The organism is Nitrospira sp. BLG_1 (genome assembly GCF_047338595.1).
In the GTDB taxonomy this organism is placed as follows: domain Bacteria; phylum Nitrospirota; class Nitrospiria; order Nitrospirales; family Nitrospiraceae; genus Nitrospira_D.
On the sequence record NZ_JBLFBO010000002.1, the window covers coordinates 1 to 22,901 of the forward strand.

Here is a 22,901-nt window from a genome sequence, read left to right on the forward strand (position 1 = left end):
CACCGTGTTACTCGACAGCGCCAGGTCCGTCGGCGTGTCGTTCACCGCCGTCACGCTCACATTCACGGTATCGGTCGCACTCGAGAAGGCCGTCGTGCCACCGTTACTCGCCGTGCTGACCTTTGTCCCCGCCGTCCCGCTCGTCTGATCCCACGCTCGCATCGTCAGCGCTGCCGTACTCGTCCCGTTGTAGTTGGCACTTGGTGAGAAATAGAGTCGCGTACTCCCGTTATCCGCGAGGAGGAGAGCGGACGTGTTGCTGACGGATCCCACGGCCGTCCACGTCGTCCCCCCGTTGGTCGTGTAGTACCAGGTCCCGTTCGTCTCGTTGCTCCCCGTAATCGCGATGCCCTTCGAGGCTCCGCTATCGACATCCGTGATCCCGCCCGTGAACGCACTGACGGTCGAGCCCACCGCCCCAGAGGGCGCCCCCGCATCCTCGGCTACGGTGATCGACAGGGCCGTGTCCGCCAACACCGGCGCATCATTGACCGCCGTCACCGTTACATCCACCGTATCGGTCGCACTGCTGAACGCCGTCGTCCCTCCGTTGCTCGCCGTGGTGACTTTCGTTCCCGCCGTCCCGCTCGTTTGATCCCACGCCCGCACCGTCAGGGCAGCCGTGCTCGTCCCGTTGTAGTTGCCACTTGGTGAGAAGTAGAGCCGTGTATTCGCATTGTCGGCGAGGAGCAGGGCAGAGATATTGCTCACTGTCCCCACCGCCGTCCAGGTCGTTCCCCCATTCGTTGTGTAGTACCACGTCCCGTTCGTCTCGTTGCTCCCCGTGATCGCGATGCCCTTCACCGCACTCGCATCCACATCGGTGATCCCACCCGTGAACGCGCTGAGCGCACTTCCCACCGCCCCGCTCGGCGCCCCCGCATCCTCCGCCACCGTGATCGACAACGCCGTGTCCGCCAGCACCGGCGCGTCATTGACCGCCGTCACCGTTACATCCACCGTATCGGTCGCACTGCTAAACGCCGTCGTCCCGCCGTTGCTTGCCGTGGTGACTTTGCTACCAGCACTGCCGCTGGTCTGGTCCCAGGCTCGCAGGGTCAGGGCTCCCGTGCTCGTGCCGTTGTAATTCGCTCCTGGTGAGAAGTAGAGCCGTGTGTTCGCGTTATCCGCCAGCAGCAGCGCCGAGGAATTACTGACCGATCCAATGGCCGTCCACGTCGTGCCCCCGTTCGTCGTGTAGTACCACGTCCCGTTCGTCTCGTTGCTCCCCGTGATCGCGATGCCCTTCGAGGCGCCGCTGTCCTGATCGGTGATCCCGCCCGTGAACGCACTCACCAAACTGCCCACCGCCCCGCTCGGTGCGCCCGCATCTTCCGCCACCGTGATCGACAACGCCGTGTCCGCCAACACCGGCGCATCGTTCGTATTCGTCACGGTCACGGCGATGGATTGGGTATCCGCCCCACCATTGTTATCCTTCACCGTCACGAGCACGTCGTAGACGTTGTTGCCTCCACTATCCGTCGGCGATTCGTAGTTGGGGGCGCTGATGAAGGACAGGACGCCCGTGCTGCTGTTGATAGTGAACTTGGCCGCATCGGCCCCGCCGCTGATGGAGTAGGTCAGCGTCGCCCCGACATCGGCGTCGGTCGCCGTCACCGTGGTCACCGCTGTTACGTTCTCCGCGACACTGATGGAGGCTGTGACACCCCCACCGTTACTGGTGATAGTCGGTGCTGCATTGCCACCGGTTGCCGTGTAGCGCTGCATGAAGATGCCGGCCGTATCGCCCGTGCCGTTCCCAGACCAGGTGATCACGACTTTTCCGTCCTCGTAGGCCACACCAGGATAGTCTTGCCTGCCTGTTGTTGTAGTGGAAACCCGGCTTTCTGTCATCATTGCTGTTCCGGTCGAATCGTATTGCCTCGCGTAGACCCCCCAGCCAGAACCGTCCTGTCCGTTGCTCATCCACGACACAACAAAGTTGCCGCTGCCATCCATGGCCACATTCGCCATTTCCTGTTCATACGACGCACTGCTCGTCACGCTGACCATACTCCCTTGCGCGACCCCAGAACTGTTAAACCGTTGAGCCTGAATGTCAGCATTGCCACTGCTTAGGCTATCCCATGTCACCACGAAGTTCCCGCTGTCGTTCATGGCGACTGAAGCACGCTGATCATTACTGCTGGCAACCGAATTGACAAGAAACTCCGAACCCTGCGCCACACCGGATGCGTTGTACCGTTGGCCATAGATGCTGTAGGCACTGGTGCCTGCCGTGCGTTCACCTTCCCACACCACGATAAAGTTGCCCGCTGCATCCATAGCAATGTCGGCACTATCTTGGTCGCCACCCGTAGTCGTATTGACCATGAAATTCGAACCGATTCTGGCGCCAGTAGCATCGTAGCGTTGGGCATACACATTGTCGTAGTAGGTCCCGCTCGCTTCAATATTGCTTTCGAACACCACGACAAACGAACCATCAGCAGCCATGCCGACATGCGCATGCTCTTGGTCATAGGTTGTCGTGTCGTTAACAAGAAACTCGCTGGTGATCGCCGTGCCGGATGAGTTATACAGCCGCGCATAGATGTCGTAGTCTCCGGTTCCCTGATCTCTCTCCCAGGTCACGACGAAGGCCCCGCTAGCATTCATATCCACACTGGCCAAGCGTTCGTTCGCCGCATTGCTGGCAATGATAAACTCGCTCCCCTGGGCGGTGCCTGCACTGTTGTAGCGCTGGCCATAGATATTGCCCGCGCTCTCCCAGACCGAGACATAGTTCCCACTGGCGTCCATAGCGACACTATCTGGAGTGTAGTAGTCGAGGAGAGAGTTGTGAGTTTGCGTTCCTGTTGTCGTGGTATTGATGCGCGTTTCCCCGCCGCTGGCGGTTAGGCCAGCTGCCGTAACCGTGATCGTTACGGTATCGGCATGGCTAGTCGTGCCATCCGACACCACCACAATAAACTGCAGGGTAGTCGCAGAGCTTGGAGCGGTAAAGGTGGGGGACGCAGCCGTCGAGCTGCTGAGCGTCACCTTCGTTCCCTCGATCTGCGTCCACTGATAGGTGAGCGTATTGCCGTCCTGGTCTGAACTGCTGGTGGCCGATAAGGTCACGGCCGAGTTGGTATAAACGCTCTGATCAGCGCCGGCTTCTGCAAGCGGACCATGGTTTCCAACTGTCGCAGCCGTGATCACCGTCTCGACGTTCGAATGGTTGATTGTGAAGACGTCCCCACCACCTCGGTCAACCGTAATCACGCCACCGCTGTTCGTAATCGTGGCAGTCGAAAACTCGCTGAGATCGATAATATCCGTTGCGCCACCGCCGTTCACTGTATAGACATCGCCTGATTGTGCCCCAGTGAAGCGAAACACGTCGGTACCGGATCCTCCGACCATCTGATCATTTCCACCACCCCCAATGATCGTGTTCTTCCCAACGGCACTACCCCCATCCAAATAGTCATTCCCCGTCCCACCCAAAATCACGTCATCATCGCTGCCGCCTGAAATGGTGTCGTTGCCGGTTCCGCCGACTAAGATGTCGTTGCCACTTCCACTCGTTAAGGTGTCATCCCCTCCAGCCCCATACATGATGTCGGTGCCGCCGGCGGAAGATACCGGAGTGTTGTTTGCCGAATCACCGACATACCAATCGTTTCCGACTGGTCCGCCGATGACGGTGCCGGTCGCGGCATCCATCCAGGTTTCTGCCAGGAGTCCCTTCCAGTTGATCTGTGCTTCGTCGGACACCACGATCTGGGTTTCGATGGTGCCGATCCTGAATTCAAGGTCCCAGTCGCCCCCGAAGTCCACGTTACCGGTTAGATCGCTACTCGCCTGGACATCGGCCCCAGTCAGGGCAGCAAGTTGGGTAACTGCCGCTTGGCCTCTATCTCCCTCCGCGAAGTCGCACCCGTAGACAAGGAAGTCGGCTTGTTCCGACAGCGCCCCTTTGATCGCTGTCAGCTCGTCGGCATACTCTCCCGCCATACTGTCGATGGTGAGTGTACCGGTGCCAAGCTGTAGTGTCCCTGCATCGCCGTGAGAGATGACATGAATTGCGTCGATGTCAGTACGACCAGCAAGGGCACTGGCCATTTGCTCAATGCCGTCGTAGCTGCCATCCAACATGACGACTTCGATCGTCGGGTCCATTCCACTCAGGAGGTCCTGATAGTTCGGTACCGTCGGATCGACGAAGACGATCTCCTGCCGTGACTCGACCGGCAGATAGGTGGTGAGGCCTTGAAGAAGATCCTGGCTCGCGGTGGACTCCTGTGTCTCGCTACTGCTGTCTCCCGAGACTGCGGTTTCAGCCTGCTCTTGCGCGACCTGTTCTTGATTCACTTCAGCGGCCGTCGTAGCGCCTGCCGCATCGAACATAAGACGGGATTCGAGCGAAAGAATCGAGAGTTTCGGTCGAGCAGTCTCTCCCGCCTTCGAAGTAGATTTCGCCTGACTTGGCTTCTTCTTGTCTTGAGGCATGGTTGGTTTCTTTCGCCAAAACATCGTGCGTCTATGTCATCAAGACTGACAGTGGATCACGTCTTTTTCGGCATATTCGGAGCAGGGCTGGAGACTCAGCATCACCCCTGCAGGTCTGGGGCGCGTTCAATCATGGGAATGAATATCAATCCATACGCATGGCTCCGAATAGGCAGTAATGAGGAATAAAGGGCCGCTGAACCTACAGCAGTGTCTCAACGCCAAAACTGGCTCCCGCCACAAATGAAGCCGATTAAGATGTTTCCGCCAGCAACCGATACGACTGTTACGGTTTCCCGATCACTTCTCGAAGGAGCACGACACTATGAATCCTGCTTGGGAACAATTCACACGCTCACCGCTCCTCTCCGTGACCTGCCAGGTGCAGTTCCCGGTGATTTTGAAGATCAGTCAGGAGTTGCCGGCTTCCTTTCAGGAACAGCTCCGCAAAGACTATCCGCTGTTTCAGCCGACCCAGGATCGCCGAGGCTACCGGCTTGCCAATCAAGAGACCCTGCGCGAGATTCTCTTGCTACCAGACTCGTTGAATGTGATGGCCGGTCGCTATGCCGGCTGGACTGATTTCCGCACGCAAATCTCGTCCGCCATGAATGCACTCCAGGCCTGCTACGAACCGGCCTTCTGCGCCCGCGCCGACCTTCGCTTCCAAAGTGTCTTACGCCCGGCTCTCTATGGCTTCACGAAGATTCAGTGGACCGCATTGATTAACGCCAAGGTCCTCGGTCCTTTTTCACTTCCGGGCCATAAGGGGCAGCTGCAAGGCAGTCGTCATGAAGTAGTGATGACCCTCCCCGACAGCTCCGACCGATTCCGGCTGACGCATGGATTCGTCCAGTACCGAGAAGCGAAGCAGGCCAATCAGCCTGGAGAACCAGCCTACCTGCTCGATCAAGACTACTTCACGACTCAACGTCTGGAGTGGATTGGTGTGCTTTCAACCTTGGATCGCTTTGAGCAAGAGGCAGGACAATTTTTCCGGCTCTGTGTCACGGAACAGTTCCATCAAGCGATGGTCGGCAAGGCGGCGTAGGAAAACGTGATGCGTCTTGGGATCTTTCGATCGTGAGTTTCAGGTTTCAAGTTTTCGGACGACATGAACCATGAGACATGAAACTTCACACCCTTAACCGAGGCGCTTCACGTTTCACGTACGACGCTTCACGAGAGCCGCTTCACGCGCGTGTGTTAAAACCCACTCTCGCGTACCAACGTCGCCGCCACCTGATCCCAGGCCCGTTTGGCCACACTCGACGGTTGTCCCTCGATCTGGACATGGCCTGGCAGGATCTGACCGGGACTCGGCACTGCCTCATCTAAACTCAATCGTACCCGATAGACCGAAATTTCCGGCTTAAGCCGCCCCTTCTCATCTTTTCTCACTGGGATATCCCCGCCATAGACCGAGGCGAGATAGGGCACCGTGAATTCACGCTCGTCCACCTCGGCAATCTGGGTGACACGGGCCCCGATCGATGGCCTGGTGAGATCTAACGGAACGAATCGCGCCGGCTGTCCCACTTCGATATAGGCCAACTCGTCGACCGGAACGAAACTTTCAATCTCAACCTGGCGTTCGTTCACAAGATACGTAATGGGCACTTTCTGATCGATCCACCGTCCAGCGATGAGTGACTCCGCGCGATCCCGCACCATCCCGTCGATGGGCGCCTTCAACGTCAAATTGTCCCGTTTGGCTTCAAGCCCGGTCAGTTCGGCAAGCCCTGCCCGGAGTGATTCCGCAATGACCTGTCGCTGATCACGATCCTGTCCGTACCCGGCCAATCGGCCAAGGCGGTAGTCCCACATGGTCACTTTGGTTTCGGCCAGCCGCACGTCCTTGTCCAACGACGGATTTTCCAACACGACGAGCGCATCTCCCGCCTTGACAACCTGCCCATCATGTACCAACACCTGTTGGAGACGGCCTGGTGTCGGCGCAAAAATCGTCGCGTAGGAAGAGGCTTGCAAGACAGCCGGGATCGAGATACTCGTCTGAATGGGAATCACTGTCATCACAAACAGGGCCACCAGACAGGCGGCGCTGAACCACGCCCGTGGCGAGGCGGCATACAGTGCTCGGCTGTTCCACCAGACGGTCAGTTCCCGATAGACCGGCATGGCAATGAACCAGACGATCTCGACCAAGAAAAGGAAGATGCCCAAGGCCTTGAAAAAGTAGTGATAGACCATCACGGCGATACCGGTAAACAGGATCAGGCGATAGAGCCAGATTGCCCAGGCATACACCACCATGGTGTGCTGCACCCTCTCAGATACAATTTCCGGAGCTGCACCATGTCGACCAAATAGCAGACTCCGCAAGCGCCATTGCCCAAACGCAAAGGCCCGATCTTGAAGATTCGGCAGGCCCAATCCATCGGCCAGCACATAGTAGCCGTCGAATCGCATCAGGGGATTCAGGTTGACGACCAGGCTCATCGCCAGACTGGTCGTGGCGACGATGAACGCAATGCTCCGTAAGGTCCCTTCCGGCAGAAAGCCCCACAGGAAGAGCGCCACCGCTGCAAGACCAAGCTCGGCGATAACTCCGCCGCTGGCGATCAACAATCGCTTCCGTTTTGATGTCAGGCGGTACGAATCGGTCACGTCCGAATACATCACCGGCATCATCACCATAAAGGCCACGCCCATGGTCGGCACGCGACACCCAAACCTGGTCGCCGTATAGGCATGTCCCAACTCGTGCACGATCTTCACGGCACCAAGGGACAGGCTGTAGAGGATGGCGCCGCGCCAATTAAAAAAGTAGAGGAACGTCGAGACGAACGTGTCCCATTGTCGTCCGACCAGGATCAGCCCGAACAGTCCCAAGGTCCCGAAGGTCCACCTGGCGATGCTTGTGTAGAGCGGCTCCACCAACGGCAGCGTGGATTTCAGAAAGTTGTGCGGATGGACCAGCGGGATTTTGATGAACAGATAGTGGTGGACCAGCCACATCAGCCAATTGTGTTCACCGGCTTGAGCCTGGCTCTGATAGTCCGTGTGTTTGCCGCTGGCTGATTGCTCCGTGAGGTTGTTCGTATAGAGGAACTTGACGAGATCCTCCACGTCCGCCATGGACGTCTGACAGGTCGTCTCCTTCGTCATCACCGCATGGAGCTTTTCGATAGTTCCGGCATTCCACCGCTGGATCATCTGGTACACCGGCCATTCGATCTGGAAATAGCGAGTGCGAACCGGATCGACGATGGTCCAGGTCGGCACTCCATCAGGCGTGGGAGTCCCGCGGTTGAATTGGAGGTTCGGCCGTAATGTCGGCAACTTTCGTTCCTGCGGCTTGGTGCCTTGAGGACCGGGAATCACCATCGGTCACCACCCCACCCATTGTCGAAGGGCGGTCAACGGTCGACGCAGCAACAGATAGGCGAGCGGTCCTCGCTCGCCGTAGACTTTGGCCGTCCCTTGCCATCCGATCCGGATGCGAGGATCCGCCGTGGTGAGTTGCGCTGTGACCCGATAGGCCAGCACATCGCCAGGCAGGACTTCGGCATGGTAACTGGCATGGACGACGGTGGCGGGAAACGATTCCAACGCAAGGGCATTGAGAAAGACGAGCGCCTCGGCCCCCTCTTTGAGCACGATGGCATCGGCAACCGGCAGATCGATGCGTAACTCAATCTGTTTAGGATTCGCGATTTCCATGATCCGCTCACCCACCGTGACCGGCCGACCGATCCAATCGGACTTGTCTGAATAGAGCAGCAAGCCCGCTTGTGGGGCAACGACTTCGACCTGATCCAGCATTTCCTTCGCGTATTGCAGTTCGGTCTGGCGCAGATCGACCTCTGCTTCCTTGAGCGGCACATCGGCCTTCCGCTGCGGATCACCAAACCCCGCCTGAATCGACTGAGTCTGCTCCGCCCGCGCGACGGTCAATTGCTTTTCCGCGATGAGGAACTGATTGCGGAGATTCGTGTCTTCGTATCGAAAGAGCGCCGTCCCGGCTTGCACTGTTTGGTTCGGATGCACGAGCACGTCGGCGATCACCCCGTCGATGGGCGCACTCACGACCACCGGATCTTTGGCCATGACTTTGACCGGAGCCACCGCCGAAATCCTGATCGGAACGCACAGCGCGGCGCCAATGGCGAGCGGAATCAGCCACCAGGTCGGCTTCTTGATCTTCTTCGACCAGCTCTGCTCCTTTTTCGAGAGCGCTTTCCAGGCGTAGGCATAGCTCCCGGCCAGGCGATGGACGATCGCCATATCGTTGTCCTGCCAGGCGAAATCCCGCTCGAACCACCAGGCTCCCAGGACCGTTTCGTCCGGATGTTGCAACGGACACCAAAACACGTGCCCCTTCACAAACTCATGCCAGCCACTCCGAAGCTCCTCCGGCAACAGCTCTTTCGTAATCACCACCGGTTGTTGCGTGGCCCCTGGAGCATGGGATAGTGCATACACTGCCTGTTCAAGCCAGACGATCATCGGCGCATGCCGATCGACCACCGCCACGCTGGAGGCATTGAGCACGTGGCAGGTCTCCTTGTCCGAACCGGGAGGACTCAGGAGAAAAGCGTTGTCGTAGGGGATCAATCGCCGGGTTTCATTGACGGATAGGAACTGCAACTCTTGAACGGTCTTTGCCGCACGGATCTGACCCTCCAGATGCGTGAGGGCTGCCAGGTGGATCAATGTCGGGATCTGCTGTGCGGTCGGTTCGGCCGTTGTCGCCATCGTCAGGGCTGCCCCACAAACTGTGCGGACCCGCTCATCCCACTCAACACGTCTTTGGGAAGTGCGTCGAATACTCCGGTCACTTTGACGGTCTGACTTGCGGCGTCGACAGTCGCACCGATTTCCTTGACCCTGGCTGAATACCCCTGGCCCGTCTCATCGACGACAAAGGTGAAGCGTGCCTGTTTTTTGAGCCAGGTCAACGCCATCGACGGCAAGACCAATTCAATCTCCAGGCTCGTATCGTCCAACACGCTCAGCAGTTTGTCGTTGGGAAACACGTTCTCGTGCTCATGTACCATCACATCGACGATGCGTCCTGCAAACGGCGCGGCCAGGTGGCATCCACGCACGTTGATCTCCGCGATCCGCCTTGTGGCACCGGCTTTTTTGGCATCCGCTTCCGAGACTTCCAGGTCGAGCGTACTGACCGCGTTCAGTTTGGCGAGCTCCTTATTGTTCTGAAACGTCTTACTCTTGCCTTCGTGCTCCGCGGCAGCCGCCGCCAATTCCGCTTGGTACTTGTCACATTCCAATTGCACCAGGGTTGCCCCTTTGACGAATCGCTGTCCTTCTCTGTACGGAACTTGATTGACACGCCCTTGGATCTGGGCATAGAGCACGGCCTGTGAGACCGCTTTGACGATTCCTCGAGCGACTCCGGATTCCTGCTTTGTCCCCTGAACTGATCGATCTCCCTTCGCCCACCCCGGCGATGGAACTCCCATCGCCGCTGCAGCCAGGAGCACGGCTATTCCCACCCTAGTGTACGGCCGGTGTCGCATGGGGTTCCGCTCTCCTTTCTCCTTCCGACATGGTGAACCCACTGGGTTCCCAGTATTCCCTGATCGATTCCGTCAGTTGCGCCAGACTCTGTTCCGCCATGCTGGAAGGAACCGCTTCTTCCCCGATGGAGGCCATCAAGGTGGCATAGGCCGTTTCCAATCCTGCTCGCGCCGTGTCCAAGCGGACATCGGCCGCGACGTCGTTGGCTCGTTCTCGAATCAGGGTGAGATCGTTCGTGCGCTGAGTCAGCCACAGGTTCTTGGTCTGCTCCACAATCGCACTCTGTGTCTGTTGGTAGTTCCGCGCATCCTGATATTCCTGTTTGGCCAGCACAAACTGTGTGGCGCCGACATGAACCTCCGTCAGAATGGACATGCTGAGCGCCAGACTTTGGACATCCAGCATGTGGCCGTTCGCTTCGATCGCTTTGAGTTTGGCCGGCGCTCGAAATACCGAGAGCAAGTTCCAGCTTGCCTGGGCGGCATAGCTGAGCCAATTCTGATACAAGAGAAAACTGTTGCTGTTGTAGTAACCGCCGAGCGACACTTTCAGGTTCGGAAACAATTCCAGAAACACGGCCTTGGCTTCCTTAGCGTTGATGCGCTTCTTGTAATCGATGGTGCGCAATTCCGGTCTGAGCAAGAGCGCCTGTTCTTCCAGCTTTTGACTGTCCAAGTTGACCACGGGGATCGAGGTGTCTCTCGGCGGCACGACCAGATCAAACTGCGTTCCTGGCGGCAATCCAATCATAGAGGCGAGTTGCGTCTTTGCGGTACTGAGCTCTCGAAATAATCGCCGCACTTCACGCTGGATATTGAGCAAATCTCGTTGATAGTTGAGCGGCGTCAACGGCGCCTGAAGTTTCTGGCCGACGATCCGTTTGGTACTCTCCAATGCTTTGTCAACCGAGTCGTCCAAGAGCCGAATTCGAGGAAGTACGCGTTCCGCACTCACCGCCCGCCAATACGCCCCTCTGACATCCTGTATCAATCGCACTGCCAGACGCCGCTTTTCCTCTTCCGCCACCAGCACATTGTCGGCTGCCTGTTGTGCGCGCACGAACGACAGGCCAAAGTCGAGCACATCCCAACTTAACGCGAGATTGCCGGACATGACGTTTTTTTCGGATGAGGTGAACGGTTCGACCGCCTGGCGTCCCGTGAGAATCGATTGCCCGACGCCGCCGGCGAAATTATTCCGTCCATCGAACCCGGCATTGGCGGCGACTTGGGGAAGCAGTGAATAGTGCGCCACGTTCAACTGCTGATGCGCCAGTTGGACTTGAATCGCTTTGACCTTCGCATCCAAGTTGTATTTGACCGCCCGTGCCATCGCCTCATATAAATCAATCGGTCTCCCAACCGGCTCGTCGACTGCGGAGATGGCAAGAAAATCTTTGAGTGCCCGAGCCTGGATTTCTCCGGTCTCCATCGGATGTGGCTTGATCAGACACCCGCTCATCGTGAGCGGTATCATCACGGTGACGACAGCCCGCACGGCTGTGCGCACCGCTTGTCGATGACCACCCCACAGCAGACAGATCGCCCGCACGATAGTCCTCCAGGTAGACCAGGGCCCTGTGCAGTACCGATATCGGCTCCGCCTGCAAGGAACTTGATCGAATGGAAGGGAATGGGTTGAAACTACGATGAGATAAGGAAAAACCCACACAATTCAACACGATTGGAGACTAATCGCTCGTTACCGCTACACAACTGGTCAATCCCTTCTTGGCTTGAGAATCAGCACCACCATAAAGTCGGCAAACCGCTTGGCATTGAGCCTGTCCTTCTGAGCCCTTCTTCCGGAGTACTCCCTTGGTATCTACCTATCCCTCTGCTGCTTGGCTACCCTTCTTCTAACAGGTTCCAACGGCTGCAACCCTTTAACCGGGAGAATGACCATGAGCTGCTCACGTTGTCGGGGATTGATGGTGAAGGAGCATTTCTTGGATTTTGACGGTACTATTGGACATATGTGGGCCAGCGGCTATCGTTGTATGAATTGCGGCAATGTGCATGACCCGATCATTGCGCAGCACCGCCGGTCGAGGCCCGAACCGGTACTTACCGTCTCAACCGATGAATTCGACTATACTGAAGAGGAATTCGAGATGGACGCACATCCCGTCATGAAGCATGCGGCATAACAGAGCCTGACGGGATTGCCTGTGCATCCATCTGGTCGTGGGAGAGTACCATGGCTTCGATCTTGATTGTCGATGATGACGATTCGATCAGAACCCTCTTGCGTCACATCCTTGAAGAAGACGGGCATCAGATCCGAGAGGCCACAAACGGTCACGCCGGGCTCACGCTCTATCGAGAACAACCAGCCGATCTTGTGATCACCGACATCTTGATGCCCGAACGCGATGGCATGGAGGTCACGCTGGCATTGACTCGTGAATTCTTGGACGCCAGAGTCATTGCCATGACCGGCGCGACCGGCGACCAGAATTTTTTGAACGTTGCGAAACTCTTCGGTGCCAGGCGGGTGATCCAGAAACCCTTTTCACCGGCCGACCTCCTCCGTGCCGTGCGGTTCACGCTGAGTCACTAGCCCGATAGGGCGTAAAAGAAAAGACCGTATCCCCTCAGGAAACGACCGACTATTACTCCCCCTCCACCTTGCTCAGATTCGGCTTGTGTTGAGCCGTCAGTGACGGCAACAGCGATCCAACGAGCATCCCGACTCCCGCGACCAGAAGCCCAACCAGTTGCGGAGGCCACACATCAGTCGGTTGACTTACCAGTTCCAGCAAGAGCCAACTCGCAAGCCCGGCGACGATGGCACAACAGGCTCCCTGTGCCGTTGCCCGCTTCCAATAGAGTCCCGCAAGCAGCGGGATAAAGGCCGCGACCAGTGTGACTTTGTACGTACTCACCACCAGCTTGTAGATGGTCGCATCGGACCAGAGCGCAATCACCAACACCAGTGAGGCAAATGCCACCAAGACGATACGCATCAGGCGCAGAAATTCTGAGTCGTTCACGTGGTGAAACAGGGGCTTAAGTACATTCTCACTGAGCGCCACCGAGGGCGCCAGTAAGGTGGCGCTTGAACAGCTCATGACGGCAGACAACAGCGCCCCGAAAAAGATCACCTGTGCCACAACCGGTGTATGCTGCAGAATTAATGTCGGCAAGACCAACTGCGAATCCTGCTCCAGCAAGGCCCCAAACTTGGCAGGGTCCACCAACGTGGCCGAGTACGCTAGGAACATCGGAACAAAGCAGAACGCAAAATAGAGTCCGGCCCCCAACAGCGCCCCCCGCACGGCGGTCTGCTCGTTCCTCGCCGAGGTGATCCGTTGGAAGACATCCTGCTGTGGAATCGATCCAAGCATCATGGTCATCCAGGCTCCCAGGAATGGAATCCACTCCACGAGTGTTGCCGTAGGAAACAGGTTCAGCTTGCCGGCCTCCGCTGCATGGGTAATCACCGCCGGCACGCCACCCGCCAGATCCCCGACGATGGACGCGATATAGAGGAGCCCTCCCACGATCACTGAAATTTGGACCAGATCGAGAATGGCGACTGAAAACATCCCTCCGAAGGTCGTATAGGTCAGCACGATCGCTGCCCCGATCATAATCCCAACCGACTGACTGACCCCACCTTCGGTCACCACATTCAAGACCAGCCCCAGCACTTTGAATTGTGCCGCCACCCATCCCACGTACGAGGCGACGATGCAGAGTGTGCAGAGGACCTCAACCGTGCGGTTGTACCGATAACGGTAGTAATCTCCTACCGTCAGTAGATTGAGGCGATACAACCGAGGGGCGAAAAACAGCCCGGCCAGCACCAAGCACATGCTGGATCCGAATGGATCGGCCACGACGCCGCGAAGCCCCTCTTTGACGAACGTCGCCGAGATTCCCAGCACGGCTTCAGCACCGAACCACGTCGCAAACACGGTAGCCGTCACCACCGCCAGAGGTAGACTTCTCCCGGCCACGGCAAAATCCTTGGAGTTCTGCACGCGTGTCGCAGCGAACAGTCCAATACCGACGGAGAGCAGCAGATAGAGGATGACAAACCAGAGGACCACGTGCGCAGAATAATGCGATCTGCGTGAGCAATCAATCAGCATTCAGAATCCTGCCGAGCCAGGAAGTAGCCTCAATGGCAAGACTCAAGCCAATGGAAGGAAGCGTCATATGTGGCAACGCATGCCACACCGGAGAAATATCGGATATCGACCGAATGAATTAGCGGTCAGGGGAGTTGGGTTTAGAAGAAATCGCTTGCGGTACAAGCATGTGCAAATCGACCTGTTTTCTCCTAAGACCCAGCCTAGGAGATCTCCTCACCCCGGGTTTGAACCCCCAGTATTGAGATGCTCCGAGTAGGAGGCGACAACCAACGAGAAAGAGATCGCCATGTGACTCAACAGGCAGAACCTTGGTCCACTGCACTTCATAGAGATTCACCGCATATTCCCATCGAGCCTGAGGGACATGAAGTTCCAGAAGTTGTCGATTTCGTGGCCGGCTACCCATTAAGACGAGAATCCCATGCGCACTGCGATTCAAACTGCACGCCTCGCCCTGTTCGATCAAAACCCGTTCACCCTCGATCGATTCGCAGAGGTTATACGCACAAACCTTGGACCCATCAACTCGTACCTCTTGCCGGCGTTCAGACAGCAAGCCTTCCGATTCTTTACCAATAGCCGTCGGTACAACTGTGAGATTCAGATTTCCCATGTTGGTCATCTCCCCATTCAGGGAAACTTCCCCCTGAACATTGCTCTATCACCCGGACATCATTACTCAACTGTCTGCGCATTAACGTTGAGCAAGTGTCGTACCTAATAAAGCGCTTCCGAGTTCCCCCCAGCGATTCCACTGGAGTATCACGGGGATTCCTTATTCCCCATGTGTTTTCTTCCATAGGGCCAAACCCATAGAGCGAATGAAAATGAGTTCACTCTTCCGGTAGATTACCCTTCTATCTCCTGGATTCTTCGAGATAATTTCAACTGAATGCCAAAGCATGCATGATGAAGTGTGTAGCCATGCTGAAAAAGCGACGCTTACCCCTTGAATTCACTCGCCATCTCGAATGGCCCGGTGTTGTCTCGCTCACTCGCTTGTTCCACAAAGGACAGAGTAATCGGTCAGATCAGCTTTTCCACCCGAATGCCAAGCAGGCGGATCCGTTGGCGAAGAGGATTTTCGCGACGGTCGAGGAACGGCATGAGCAGCCTTAGGATCTCCCGACGCAGCGTGGCCATATTGCCGGCTGGTTCCACCAGCGTATGGGCACGTGATGTGGTTTTAAAGTCAGCGAACCGAACGGTTAGAACGACGGTCCGAAACGACTGAAACCCCTCCTGCCGCAACCGATCCATCACGCCCTTGCCGAGAAGTTCCAGTTCCCTGAGTAGTCGCTGGCTGTCGAGGGTATCGGTCTCAAGGGTATGCTGCTCGCTGATTGACTTGATCTCCGTATGTTCCTCGAGCGGAGTGATATCTCGGCCGCGAACCTTTTCATAGAGGTCGACCCCGCGCTTCCCAAGCAATCCATTGAATTGCACTGCCGTCAATGCTTTCACATCCTGCACACAGGTGAACCCCTGTCTTGCAAGGAGGCCCTCCGTCTTAGGGCCGATACCAGGAATGGCTCGCAGTGGAAGTGGCGCGAGAAACGACTCGGCGTCCTCCTCACAGACGACCGTCAGCCCATCCGGCTTAGACATCCCCGATGCGATTTTGGCGATCAGTTTGTTCGGCCCGATGCCGACTGAAGCTGTCAGCCTGACTGTCGTATAGATCGCAGCCTTCAACTCTTGAGACAGCAATGCTGCGGCTTGATAGGACTCCGTAAAACTCAGATCGCCGTAGGTTTCATCGATGCTTGCCTGCTCTACGACAGGAATAAATCGCCTGACGACGCCCATGATTTCTGCTGAAACATGCGCGTACTTGGGCATATCGACCGAGACAAAGGCAACCGCCGGCTTCCCAGCCCGACGTGCCGCCTCTGACAACCGCCACGCTACGGAAATCGGGGTCGCAGAGTGAATCCCGTAGGCACGCGCCAGATAGTTCGACGTGGACACGACTCCACGTCCCCTCCCACCCAGAGGGTCCGCCCCGACCACCAACGGAATACCTCGAAGGGCGGGAGTATCCCGCTCCTCAATCGCCGCGAAGAACGCGTCCATGTCTAAATGAGCGATAATCCGAACCATCTTCTCCCCTAACTTAACAAGAAGCCCGCTATTTCCCCGTAGATTTTTTTGATGAACCTGACGTACAATTTCTTCCGAGCCTGCTGCTGCACGCACAAAGAGGAGCCGATCTAACGACTGAGTCTGCTAGACCATTAACGAAAGGTAGCTCTCGTGGCCATTCGCTGGTTTAACGTAATCGGATTTGTGATGCTGTTCAGTGCACTCTTCTTCAATGAGGTCGTGTACCTCAACGTGTGGTATGATTTCAATCTTTCTACAATATTCCCGGCGATCGTTTATCTCGCCGTTGGGATATGGCTTTCGTTGCGGGGAGAATCGACTTACCAGGAAGCGTGATATGAGTTGGACCACTCATGGCATTCGAGAACCACAATTCTTGAGCGTAAAGCAACATCGTCAGCAGCAGTTCACCATCAACATGGGCCCACTAGCTGGGCACATACCATCACTGAAAGGAGACAGCCCATGGGTATGAGTTTCATCAATTGGATTGGATTTGTGATGTTGCTCCTGGGTCTTTTGCTGAATGAGCTCTTCCTTGGGATGAACGCCTGGTATGAGCTCAACCTCGGAGCCATCATCATCGGCATCGTCTATCTGGTGGTTGGAGCCTCATTGTCTCTCTGGCCAAATGCCAGCGACACAACCGCCTGAACCGTATCTGACTTCGAATCGTGCTCGTGAGGTCAATAGGGATGGGGAAGGCTTGATCTCCTGCCTGTTCGTGCTGTGCGTGGTGCCTAACTATCGTGAATCCAGCAGGCTAAGTTGATCTGTATGGTCCCGTATTCATTTTCTTGAAGTCCGCTGAGTCTACCCAGCCAACTTCTATTCACTCCCTCACGTACGCCTTCCCTACAAAAAGGCACCACAAGTACCTCTGTTCCTCCACCGGCAGCTAATCTTGCCTCAGGACACTGTCACACCAAGTCAGACATTGGATATGCAGTCCCAGGCTGCACCTGCCATCGCATATCAAGAGTTGATCTCCTTAGACGAATCCACTACCATCTCAGTTAACCTGTGCCAGCCAAGAAATTTGGTGCAATTCGAGTAGGAACCCGACGATCGTACCGGAGAGGGTTCCACAGATTCCCGGGCACTTATGCCAATCACCACAATCCCACTCTTAAACCAGGAGGAGAACTCTCATGGCAGACAAACAGTATAAGCAACTCGGCTGTCTGGATGTGCAACCGTCCGGGGGCTGCGGGTTCCAAGTGCGGGCTGAAACGGAGGCGGAGCTGATGCAGCTCGTCGCCACTCACGCGAAGCAATGCCATAAGTTGGACTCTATTCCCCCGGAAATGGCGGCGAAAGTTCAGGCAGCAGTACAAACAGTGACCGTCAAGGTCTAGTCCGCACTTCGTAGTAAGTGAGAGCCCCCGCCTCATCTGCTGGCGGGGGGCCTCATTCATCACCCGCCTTGTGGAGAAAGGACCACGTATGGGATGGAAAGGACGACTCGCTTGTATAGGCCTGCTCCTGTTAAGCACGAGCGGCTGTAGTTACCTCTTTTACCCTCATGCCAAGGAGTTTACCGCAAAGGCCAAGGGTACAACCGGAGTCGAAACACTGATCAACCTGACAACGATGGCAGAAGCAACAGCCCAGAAGGCAAAGGGCGGCAAGGGAGTCGACCAGCCGTTCGACGACCTACACAACCAGTTTCATGCCATCGACGATAATGTCTGCAGCGTCGACAAGTCTACCAGAGAACATCCGGCCTATGCCTTAGCCGTCACACACAACAAGGAACTCGTGACGATCTTCAAACGGCTCTGGAAATTCAAGGATGATCAACCGCAACGGGACCAGCATCTAGACCTCTTTGTGTCCGAGCTCCAGGAAATGCGCCAGACCTTACAGTCACTGAGGTAATGTCCCCATGTCGCCATCACCCGAACAGGTCATTGAGGGTCAACGGCAGGATTGGAACCGTGTCGCCGGCGGCTGGGAGAAGTGGGATCGCTTCTTTGACGAACAGATGGCCTTCTTGAATCACCGGCTGGTCGCCGACGCGCGGGTACGGTCGGGCATGCGCGTGCTCGATCTCGGATCCGGGACAGGCTATCCTGCCCTGCTTGCCGCACAGACAGTCGGGGCGACCGGCAGCGTCACAGGAATCGACCTGGCTGAGCAGATGCTCGAAGCTGCGAGACGAAAAGCGACTTTACTGAAACTCTCCAACCTGACCTTTCAAACCGGCGATGTCACGCTCTTGCCGTTTGAGCAGACTTCATTCGATGCGGTGACAACCCGCTTCTGCCTGATGTTCTTGCCGGAAATTCCCAAGGCAGTTACCGAGATCGCCCGCGTCCTCAAACCGGATACCTGGATCGCTGCGGCCGTCTGGTCCGCTCCGGACAAGAACCCGTATCTCAAGATACCCATCGACATCATCAAACAATTCATTGAGATTCCGCCGCCGGATCCCACAGCGCCTGGCATTTTCCGTTTGGCGAAGCCCGGCGACCTTGCCGGCATGCTGCAGCAAGCCGGATTCGTCGACATCTCCGAACAAGAATTTCCTGGCGATGTCCGATTTTCAACAGCGGAGGAATACTTCTCCAGCCTCATGGACATCGCCGCACCAATTCAAAATCTGTGGACAAAACTAAGCTCTACGCAACAGACCGAGGCCAGAGAACGAATCATCCAGACAGCCGGGCAATACCGGAAGGGGTCCGTCATCGCCTTGCCGATCGCGGTACGGATGGTCGCGGGACACAAACCCGGATAAGGCATGTCGTCAAAGAACGACAGCTTCAAAGACTTTGTCCTGGATCAGTTGACCGATCTCCGTAGCCTCACCGCGCGTGCCATGTTCGGCGGATACGGTCTCTATCATCGATCCACATTTTTCGGCATCATTCATAACGGTCGTCTTTACTTCAAAGTCACCACAAGCACGCTCTCTCGCTATACAGACCATGGCATGAAGCCGTTTCGACCGAACGCCAAGCAAACGCTGAAATCCTTCTACGAGGTCCCGATTGATATTCTTGAGGATGCAGAAGCCTTGACCCAGTGGGCAACAGACGCTGCCGAGCAGTAATCCTCGATGTCGCAGGTTCTCTGGACCATCAGACATACGCCAGGACGCGTCCCCACACTTGCCACCAGCTGAAAGCGGAGGAAGCACTCAGTCGGCGGTGCTGTGTACGATCCTGCTACACGCTCTTGAACTTCGTCAGTTTCGCAAACAGGATGGCAGAGAAGGGAATGAACAAGCCCAGCAAGAGTTGCACGATAAGAAGTTCCCCAAGCTGACTGTAATCAGCAGGAGTCTGGACGACGCCAGTCGCCTGATCACGGACTGCCCGCGTAACAACAAACATCTCATTGAGATATTTTGTACCCAACTGGCCCAGCGAGAGTGCCAGGTTCGTGAAGGAGGCCATCACCGCAAAAAACGTGGCTTTCAGATTCGCCGGGGCCGAGTTGGCGATCCAGGCCAACATTGGAATCATAGAAATCTGCACGAGCGGTGACTCCAACGCTGTATCGATCAAGGCAATGAATCTTGCATCGACGATTCCCCCGGTGAGACTCGCCGTCCATTCATGCAGTCCGTAATACATCCCCGTGATCGGCAAGGCGAGAACCGTCCCTACGATGGTGAGAAACCCGACCACATAAGCAATCGACCGCTCGGCCATGAAGCGACGAAAGACAAACATGCCTACCAGTGCCACGATGCCGCCGATGAGCGACAGCACCGAGAGAAACTGTTGATCGAATTTGAGATCGTCGATCATCCACCACGTGGCGCCAGGACCAGACCCCGGAATGGCGCGCAACGAAAACACTACTGCGGCAGTACCGACCAACGTCAGCCGTTTATCCGGTTCCAACTCCTGCATGAGCCGCGACATCAAGAACAGCACGATCGTCATGGAGCCGGCAAACACAATCTCTTCCCGGTATGGAAAGCCTCCGAGACCGACCGTCAACGTGAAGGCCACGAAGGCCATGCTCCCGCCGAGGATCCACCAATTGGGTTTCGTCGGTTCCGACTCCGCATCGCGCACATCCACCATCTGTCCCGCCTGCTCTGACGAGAATCCTTGTTGAATCAGCCGGTGTTTGTGTCGACGATTCAGCCACCAGGCCAACCCCACGCCGAGCACCGAGACGAAAGGAATGCCCATCGCCATCAGGTAGATCCGCTTGTAGAGTTGAATAAGGTCAGCCTGTGGCAGCCCCTCGGTTCCGCTGAAGACATACACATTCACCAATGCGACCGCAATCCCGCCGCCGACGATCGCCACACGGCCAAGCGTCTGCATGGTCGTGTGCATCAACTTGCGTGTCTGATCATCAAAAACTCGCCCCTGGCCGTCGACTCGAGGAACGGCTTCAACCGTCATGGCATCAGCCACCGCGTCCTGAACGACATACCCGATGGGGGCTAACAAGACACTGATCACGTACCACACCTCTGCAGGGAGGATGGCCGTCATCACCTCACGGTCGCCGATCAACAGTGCCATGATCCCAAGACTGACCGTGAGCAGTCCGGCCCCCAACCCGACCAGCCAACTCTTCCACCGCCAGAGCAGATCGACCGTATGTCCAATCGGCATCTTGAGCGCCCAAGGAATCCCCGCCCAAAATCCAAGCGCAGCAAGGAACGATGCGGATAATCCGAGATAATCCTTCACGAAAAATGTGCCGACGATCCCGGTGAGCCCGGAGATGCCATAGGCGACGTAGACCATCAGCGGCGGGAGGTACGACAGCCGCATGTCACGGCCAAGAGACAAAATATTGCGATCAATCCAATGCGCGATTGACATACGCCTCGCTAGAAAGAGATGCCACGCCGTTGACGACGCGCGACGAGAGACTGCACCTGTGCGTGCATGTCCTCAGCTGAAAGACAGACCCGGTCACCATGTCCGGCCAGCACCCACTTAAAACGATACGCGAGCATTTTCTCCAGCGATTCAATCAACGCCGCCTTGTTCCAAATCAGGCGAGTGGGGGCCTCCAGGGATTTCGCATGGGGGTTCCACCAGAGATGATCGCCGGTAAAAAGAAACGTCTCGCGATAGAGTAATACCATACTCCCTGCCGTATGACCCGGCACGGGAATAATCTGGAAGTCCGATCCGATTCGGGTCGTCTCCTCTCCCTCAATGATCTGTTCCGCAGTGGACGCCGCTTCCACATCCGCTCGATGAATGATTCGCTTGGCGCCGAAATGCGCCGCATACTTGTCCGAGTCGGCGACATCATCTTGGTGCGTGAGAAAGATATGCGCAATGCCGCCCCGACGTTCGAACACCTCAACGAGATGTTTGAGATAACGGGGAGAGTCGATCAGCCAATTCCCATCCGGATGTTCAATCAGAAAACTGTTAGCCCCGAAGGACTTCTCCGAATTGAACCCGCAATAACTCACCCCATCCTCTATGGGTGATGGAAAGCTTCCCATCGCCGTTTGAACCAAGGCTTTATCGCTTTGCTCGGTCCCAATAGCCCCGACGGGACAGGTGAGCAGGGCCTGATAGGCTTGATGAATTTCTGGTCCACTAACCGGCTGATGGCTGACGGCTGAATACCTCCCGATTTCTTCAAAACTCACCGGCGCCAGCTGTCGACAGGTGTCGCAGTTGATACAGGTCGCATCGACATAAAAGTTGCCGGGTATGTTGGAGTCCAGTCGTTTGTTTCGGTCCGCCATTACATGACCTGCTGTGCCTGCTTGCCCCGATCTGCCGCTCGCCAGAGATACCAGGAGGCTACTGTACGATAGGGCTTCCACCGTTCGCCATACTGAAATACCTGTTTGGGGGTCGGCATCGAGCGGCGTCGATAGGCAATCCGAAATCCGTTTCGCACACCGAAGTCATCTACCGGAAGCACATCCGGTCGGCCCAATTGGAAAATCAGCAGCATCTCGACGGTCCAGCGTCCAATCCCTCGCACCTTGATCAATCGTTCGACAATCTCGTCATCCCCGAGTTTCTGGATCACGCGATTCGTCGGCACCGTACCATCGAGCGTCTTGGTGGCGAGATCCCGCAATGCCAAGATCTTCGACTTGGAGAACCCGGCGACTCTCATCGAGCGCATATTCAGAGCGAGAAGGTCGTCGGGACGAGGGAACTTCCGTCCGGGAAAGAGCGCCACAAATCTCGTGAGGATACTCTCGGCAGCCTTGTCATGGAGCTGTTGGTGGGCGATCGCACGGACGAGGGATTCAAACGGCGACCGACGGATGTTGGGCTTCAGCGTACAGGCGCCGATGTCTTCCATCAGCCGGCGCATGACGGGATCGACTGTCGCCAGATACGCAACAGCTGGATCGCTACCCGATAACGGCATCAGCCTCGATTTCGACAAGCATATCCGGATCGATCAACCGCTTCACTTCAATCATGGTCGTCGCTGGTCTGATGGTACCGAAGACCTCTCCATGGGCTCGTCCGACCTCTTGCCATTGATCGATGTTCGCCAGATAGATCCTGGTTCGCACCACATCAGACAAGGACGCACCGGCCTGCTGAAGGGCCGCTTCGATTGTCTTCAAGCTTTGAATGGTCTGCGCGTAAGGATCTCCTTTACCGACCAGCCCGGACGGGGTCATCGCCGTGGATCCAGACACCGCGACATGGGCACCCACCCGCACTGCTCGTGAGTAGCCGATCTTTCCCTCCCACGGACCACCAGTTGAAATGTTCTGTCTCGCCATGACGCCTCCGATTATCAGGATATT

General features: G+C 56.5%; 20 protein-coding genes. 8 read left to right on the plus strand and 12 right to left on the minus strand.

The annotated features are described in order from the left end of the window. Positions 1-4,461: DUF4347 domain-containing protein (locus ACMTNU_RS02155; protein ID WP_413933554.1), on the minus strand; the 4,461-nt coding region annotated here is incomplete at its 3' end. Positions 4,462-4,786: 325 nt separating this feature from the next. Between ACMTNU_RS02155 and ACMTNU_RS02160 the strand changes: the two genes are divergently transcribed. After that, a complete protein-coding gene (locus ACMTNU_RS02160; RefSeq protein WP_413933555.1) occupies positions 4,787-5,512 on the plus strand; it encodes a TIGR04255 family protein in 726 nt (241 codons plus the stop codon). Positions 5,513-5,667: 155 nt separating this feature from the next. Here ACMTNU_RS02160 and ACMTNU_RS02165 read toward each other — a convergent pair whose 3' ends face one another. Genes ACMTNU_RS02165 through ACMTNU_RS02180 form a run of 4 tightly spaced genes read right to left on the minus strand, consistent with a single transcriptional unit; the run spans position 5,668 to position 11,517 of the window. Next, positions 5,668-7,809, minus strand: coding sequence for an HlyD family efflux transporter periplasmic adaptor subunit (locus ACMTNU_RS02165; protein ID WP_413933556.1), 2,142 nt, complete (start codon positions 7,807-7,809; stop codon positions 5,668-5,670). A 3-nt stretch (positions 7,810-7,812) separates the two neighbouring features. Further along, on the minus strand, positions 7,813-9,180 hold the full coding sequence (locus ACMTNU_RS02170; protein ID WP_413933557.1) for an efflux RND transporter periplasmic adaptor subunit: 1,368 nt from the start codon (positions 9,178-9,180) through the stop codon (positions 7,813-7,815). A 2-nt stretch (positions 9,181-9,182) separates the two neighbouring features. Further along, positions 9,183-9,965: an efflux RND transporter periplasmic adaptor subunit gene (locus ACMTNU_RS02175; RefSeq protein WP_413933558.1), complete on the minus strand. Its 783-nt coding sequence runs from the start codon at positions 9,963-9,965 to the stop codon at positions 9,183-9,185. Beyond that, positions 9,943-11,517, minus strand: a complete 1,575-nt coding sequence (locus ACMTNU_RS02180) for a TolC family protein (RefSeq protein WP_413933559.1) — start codon at positions 11,515-11,517, stop codon at positions 9,943-9,945. Before ACMTNU_RS02180 ends, ACMTNU_RS02175 begins: the two co-directional genes overlap by 23 nt. A gap of 352 nt (positions 11,518-11,869) precedes the next feature. Between ACMTNU_RS02180 and ACMTNU_RS02185 the strand changes: the two genes are divergently transcribed. Then, positions 11,870-12,115: a hypothetical protein gene (locus ACMTNU_RS02185; RefSeq protein WP_413933560.1), complete on the plus strand. Its 246-nt coding sequence runs from the start codon at positions 11,870-11,872 to the stop codon at positions 12,113-12,115. A 50-nt stretch (positions 12,116-12,165) separates the two neighbouring features. Continuing rightward, positions 12,166-12,528, plus strand: a complete 363-nt coding sequence (locus ACMTNU_RS02190) for a response regulator (RefSeq protein WP_413933561.1) — start codon at positions 12,166-12,168, stop codon at positions 12,526-12,528. A gap of 52 nt (positions 12,529-12,580) precedes the next feature. Here ACMTNU_RS02190 and ACMTNU_RS02195 read toward each other — a convergent pair whose 3' ends face one another. The 3 genes from ACMTNU_RS02195 to dinB all read right to left on the minus strand — a co-directional run bounded on the left by ACMTNU_RS02195 (position 12,581) and on the right by dinB (position 16,171). Next, a complete protein-coding gene (locus ACMTNU_RS02195) occupies positions 12,581-14,023 on the minus strand; it encodes a sodium:solute symporter family protein (protein ID WP_413933898.1) in 1,443 nt (480 codons plus the stop codon). Positions 14,024-14,183: 160 nt separating this feature from the next. Further along, positions 14,184-14,681, minus strand: coding sequence for a hypothetical protein (locus ACMTNU_RS02200; RefSeq protein WP_413933562.1), 498 nt, complete (start codon positions 14,679-14,681; stop codon positions 14,184-14,186). A 413-nt stretch (positions 14,682-15,094) separates the two neighbouring features. Continuing rightward, a complete protein-coding gene (gene dinB / locus ACMTNU_RS02205; RefSeq protein ID WP_413933563.1) occupies positions 15,095-16,171 on the minus strand; it encodes a DNA polymerase IV in 1,077 nt (358 codons plus the stop codon). A gap of 468 nt (positions 16,172-16,639) precedes the next feature. Between dinB and ACMTNU_RS02210 the strand changes: the two genes are divergently transcribed. The 5 genes from ACMTNU_RS02210 (at position 16,640) to ACMTNU_RS02230 (ending at position 19,232) form a co-directional block, all read left to right on the plus strand. After that, positions 16,640-16,828 carry a hypothetical protein gene (locus ACMTNU_RS02210; protein ID WP_413933564.1) on the plus strand — a complete coding sequence of 63 codons (189 nt, stop codon included), beginning with the start codon at positions 16,640-16,642 and terminating at the stop codon, positions 16,826-16,828. Between the two features lie 497 nt (positions 16,829-17,325). After that, positions 17,326-17,532 carry a DUF1059 domain-containing protein gene (locus ACMTNU_RS02215; protein ID WP_413933565.1) on the plus strand — a complete coding sequence of 69 codons (207 nt, stop codon included), beginning with the start codon at positions 17,326-17,328 and terminating at the stop codon, positions 17,530-17,532. Between the two features lie 88 nt (positions 17,533-17,620). Next, entirely contained in the window at positions 17,621-18,055 is a 435-nt protein-coding gene (locus ACMTNU_RS02220; protein ID WP_413933566.1) for a hypothetical protein, read from the plus strand. A gap of 7 nt (positions 18,056-18,062) precedes the next feature. Beyond that, on the plus strand, positions 18,063-18,917 hold the full coding sequence (locus ACMTNU_RS02225; RefSeq protein ID WP_413933567.1) for a methyltransferase domain-containing protein: 855 nt from the start codon (positions 18,063-18,065) through the stop codon (positions 18,915-18,917). A gap of 3 nt (positions 18,918-18,920) precedes the next feature. Then, positions 18,921-19,232, plus strand: a complete 312-nt coding sequence (locus tag ACMTNU_RS02230) for a TfoX/Sxy family protein (RefSeq protein WP_413933568.1) — start codon at positions 18,921-18,923, stop codon at positions 19,230-19,232. 115 nt (positions 19,233-19,347) lie between these two features. On the opposite strand, the gene ACMTNU_RS02235 is transcribed toward ACMTNU_RS02230, so the two are convergent. Genes ACMTNU_RS02235 through ACMTNU_RS02250 form a run of 4 tightly spaced genes read right to left on the minus strand, consistent with a single transcriptional unit; the run spans position 19,348 to position 22,877 of the window. Then, positions 19,348-20,976 (minus strand): hypothetical protein, encoded by a 1,629-nt coding sequence (locus ACMTNU_RS02235; protein ID WP_413933569.1) that lies wholly within the window; start codon positions 20,974-20,976, stop codon positions 19,348-19,350. A gap of 8 nt (positions 20,977-20,984) precedes the next feature. Next, on the minus strand, positions 20,985-21,866 hold the full coding sequence (locus ACMTNU_RS02240; protein ID WP_413933570.1) for an MBL fold metallo-hydrolase: 882 nt from the start codon (positions 21,864-21,866) through the stop codon (positions 20,985-20,987). Beyond that, the gene (locus ACMTNU_RS02245; protein WP_413933571.1) at positions 21,866-22,510 is read right to left on the minus strand and encodes a DNA-3-methyladenine glycosylase family protein; all 645 of its coding nucleotides are present in this window, start codon (positions 22,508-22,510) and stop codon (positions 21,866-21,868) included. Before ACMTNU_RS02245 ends, ACMTNU_RS02240 begins: the two co-directional genes overlap by 1 nt. After that, positions 22,494-22,877 carry a RidA family protein gene (locus ACMTNU_RS02250; protein WP_413933572.1) on the minus strand — a complete coding sequence of 128 codons (384 nt, stop codon included), beginning with the start codon at positions 22,875-22,877 and terminating at the stop codon, positions 22,494-22,496. The genes ACMTNU_RS02245 and ACMTNU_RS02250 overlap by 17 nt, the downstream gene beginning before the upstream one ends. Positions 22,878-22,901 lie beyond the last annotated feature (24 nt).

Coding starts and splice junctions, on each gene's coding strand:
- ACMTNU_RS02190 (WP_413933561.1), top strand. CDS start 12,166: ATGGCTTCGATCTTGATTGTCGATGATGACGATTCGATCAGAACCCTC.
- ACMTNU_RS02235 (WP_413933569.1), bottom strand. CDS start 20,976: ATGTCAATCGCGCATTGGATTGATCGCAATATTTTGTCTCTTGGCCGT.
- ACMTNU_RS02245 (WP_413933571.1), bottom strand. CDS start 22,510: ATGCCGTTATCGGGTAGCGATCCAGCTGTTGCGTATCTGGCGACAGTC.
- ACMTNU_RS02200 (WP_413933562.1), bottom strand. CDS start 14,681: ATGGGAAATCTGAATCTCACAGTTGTACCGACGGCTATTGGTAAAGAA.
- ACMTNU_RS02210 (WP_413933564.1), top strand. CDS start 16,640: ATGGGTATGAGTTTCATCAATTGGATTGGATTTGTGATGTTGCTCCTG.
- ACMTNU_RS02240 (WP_413933570.1), bottom strand. CDS start 21,866: ATGGCGGACCGAAACAAACGACTGGACTCCAACATACCCGGCAACTTT.
- ACMTNU_RS02250 (WP_413933572.1), bottom strand. CDS start 22,877: ATGGCGAGACAGAACATTTCAACTGGTGGTCCGTGGGAGGGAAAGATC.
- ACMTNU_RS02165 (WP_413933556.1), bottom strand. CDS start 7,809: ATGGTGATTCCCGGTCCTCAAGGCACCAAGCCGCAGGAACGAAAGTTG.
- ACMTNU_RS02160 (WP_413933555.1), top strand. CDS start 4,787: ATGAATCCTGCTTGGGAACAATTCACACGCTCACCGCTCCTCTCCGTG.
- ACMTNU_RS02225 (WP_413933567.1), top strand. CDS start 18,063: ATGTCGCCATCACCCGAACAGGTCATTGAGGGTCAACGGCAGGATTGG.
- dinB (WP_413933563.1), bottom strand. CDS start 16,171: ATGGTTCGGATTATCGCTCATTTAGACATGGACGCGTTCTTCGCGGCG.
- ACMTNU_RS02215 (WP_413933565.1), top strand. CDS start 17,326: ATGGCAGACAAACAGTATAAGCAACTCGGCTGTCTGGATGTGCAACCG.
- ACMTNU_RS02230 (WP_413933568.1), top strand. CDS start 18,921: ATGTCGTCAAAGAACGACAGCTTCAAAGACTTTGTCCTGGATCAGTTG.
- ACMTNU_RS02175 (WP_413933558.1), bottom strand. CDS start 9,965: ATGCGACACCGGCCGTACACTAGGGTGGGAATAGCCGTGCTCCTGGCT.
- ACMTNU_RS02185 (WP_413933560.1), top strand. CDS start 11,870: ATGAGCTGCTCACGTTGTCGGGGATTGATGGTGAAGGAGCATTTCTTG.
- ACMTNU_RS02170 (WP_413933557.1), bottom strand. CDS start 9,180: ATGGCGACAACGGCCGAACCGACCGCACAGCAGATCCCGACATTGATC.
- ACMTNU_RS02220 (WP_413933566.1), top strand. CDS start 17,621: ATGGGATGGAAAGGACGACTCGCTTGTATAGGCCTGCTCCTGTTAAGC.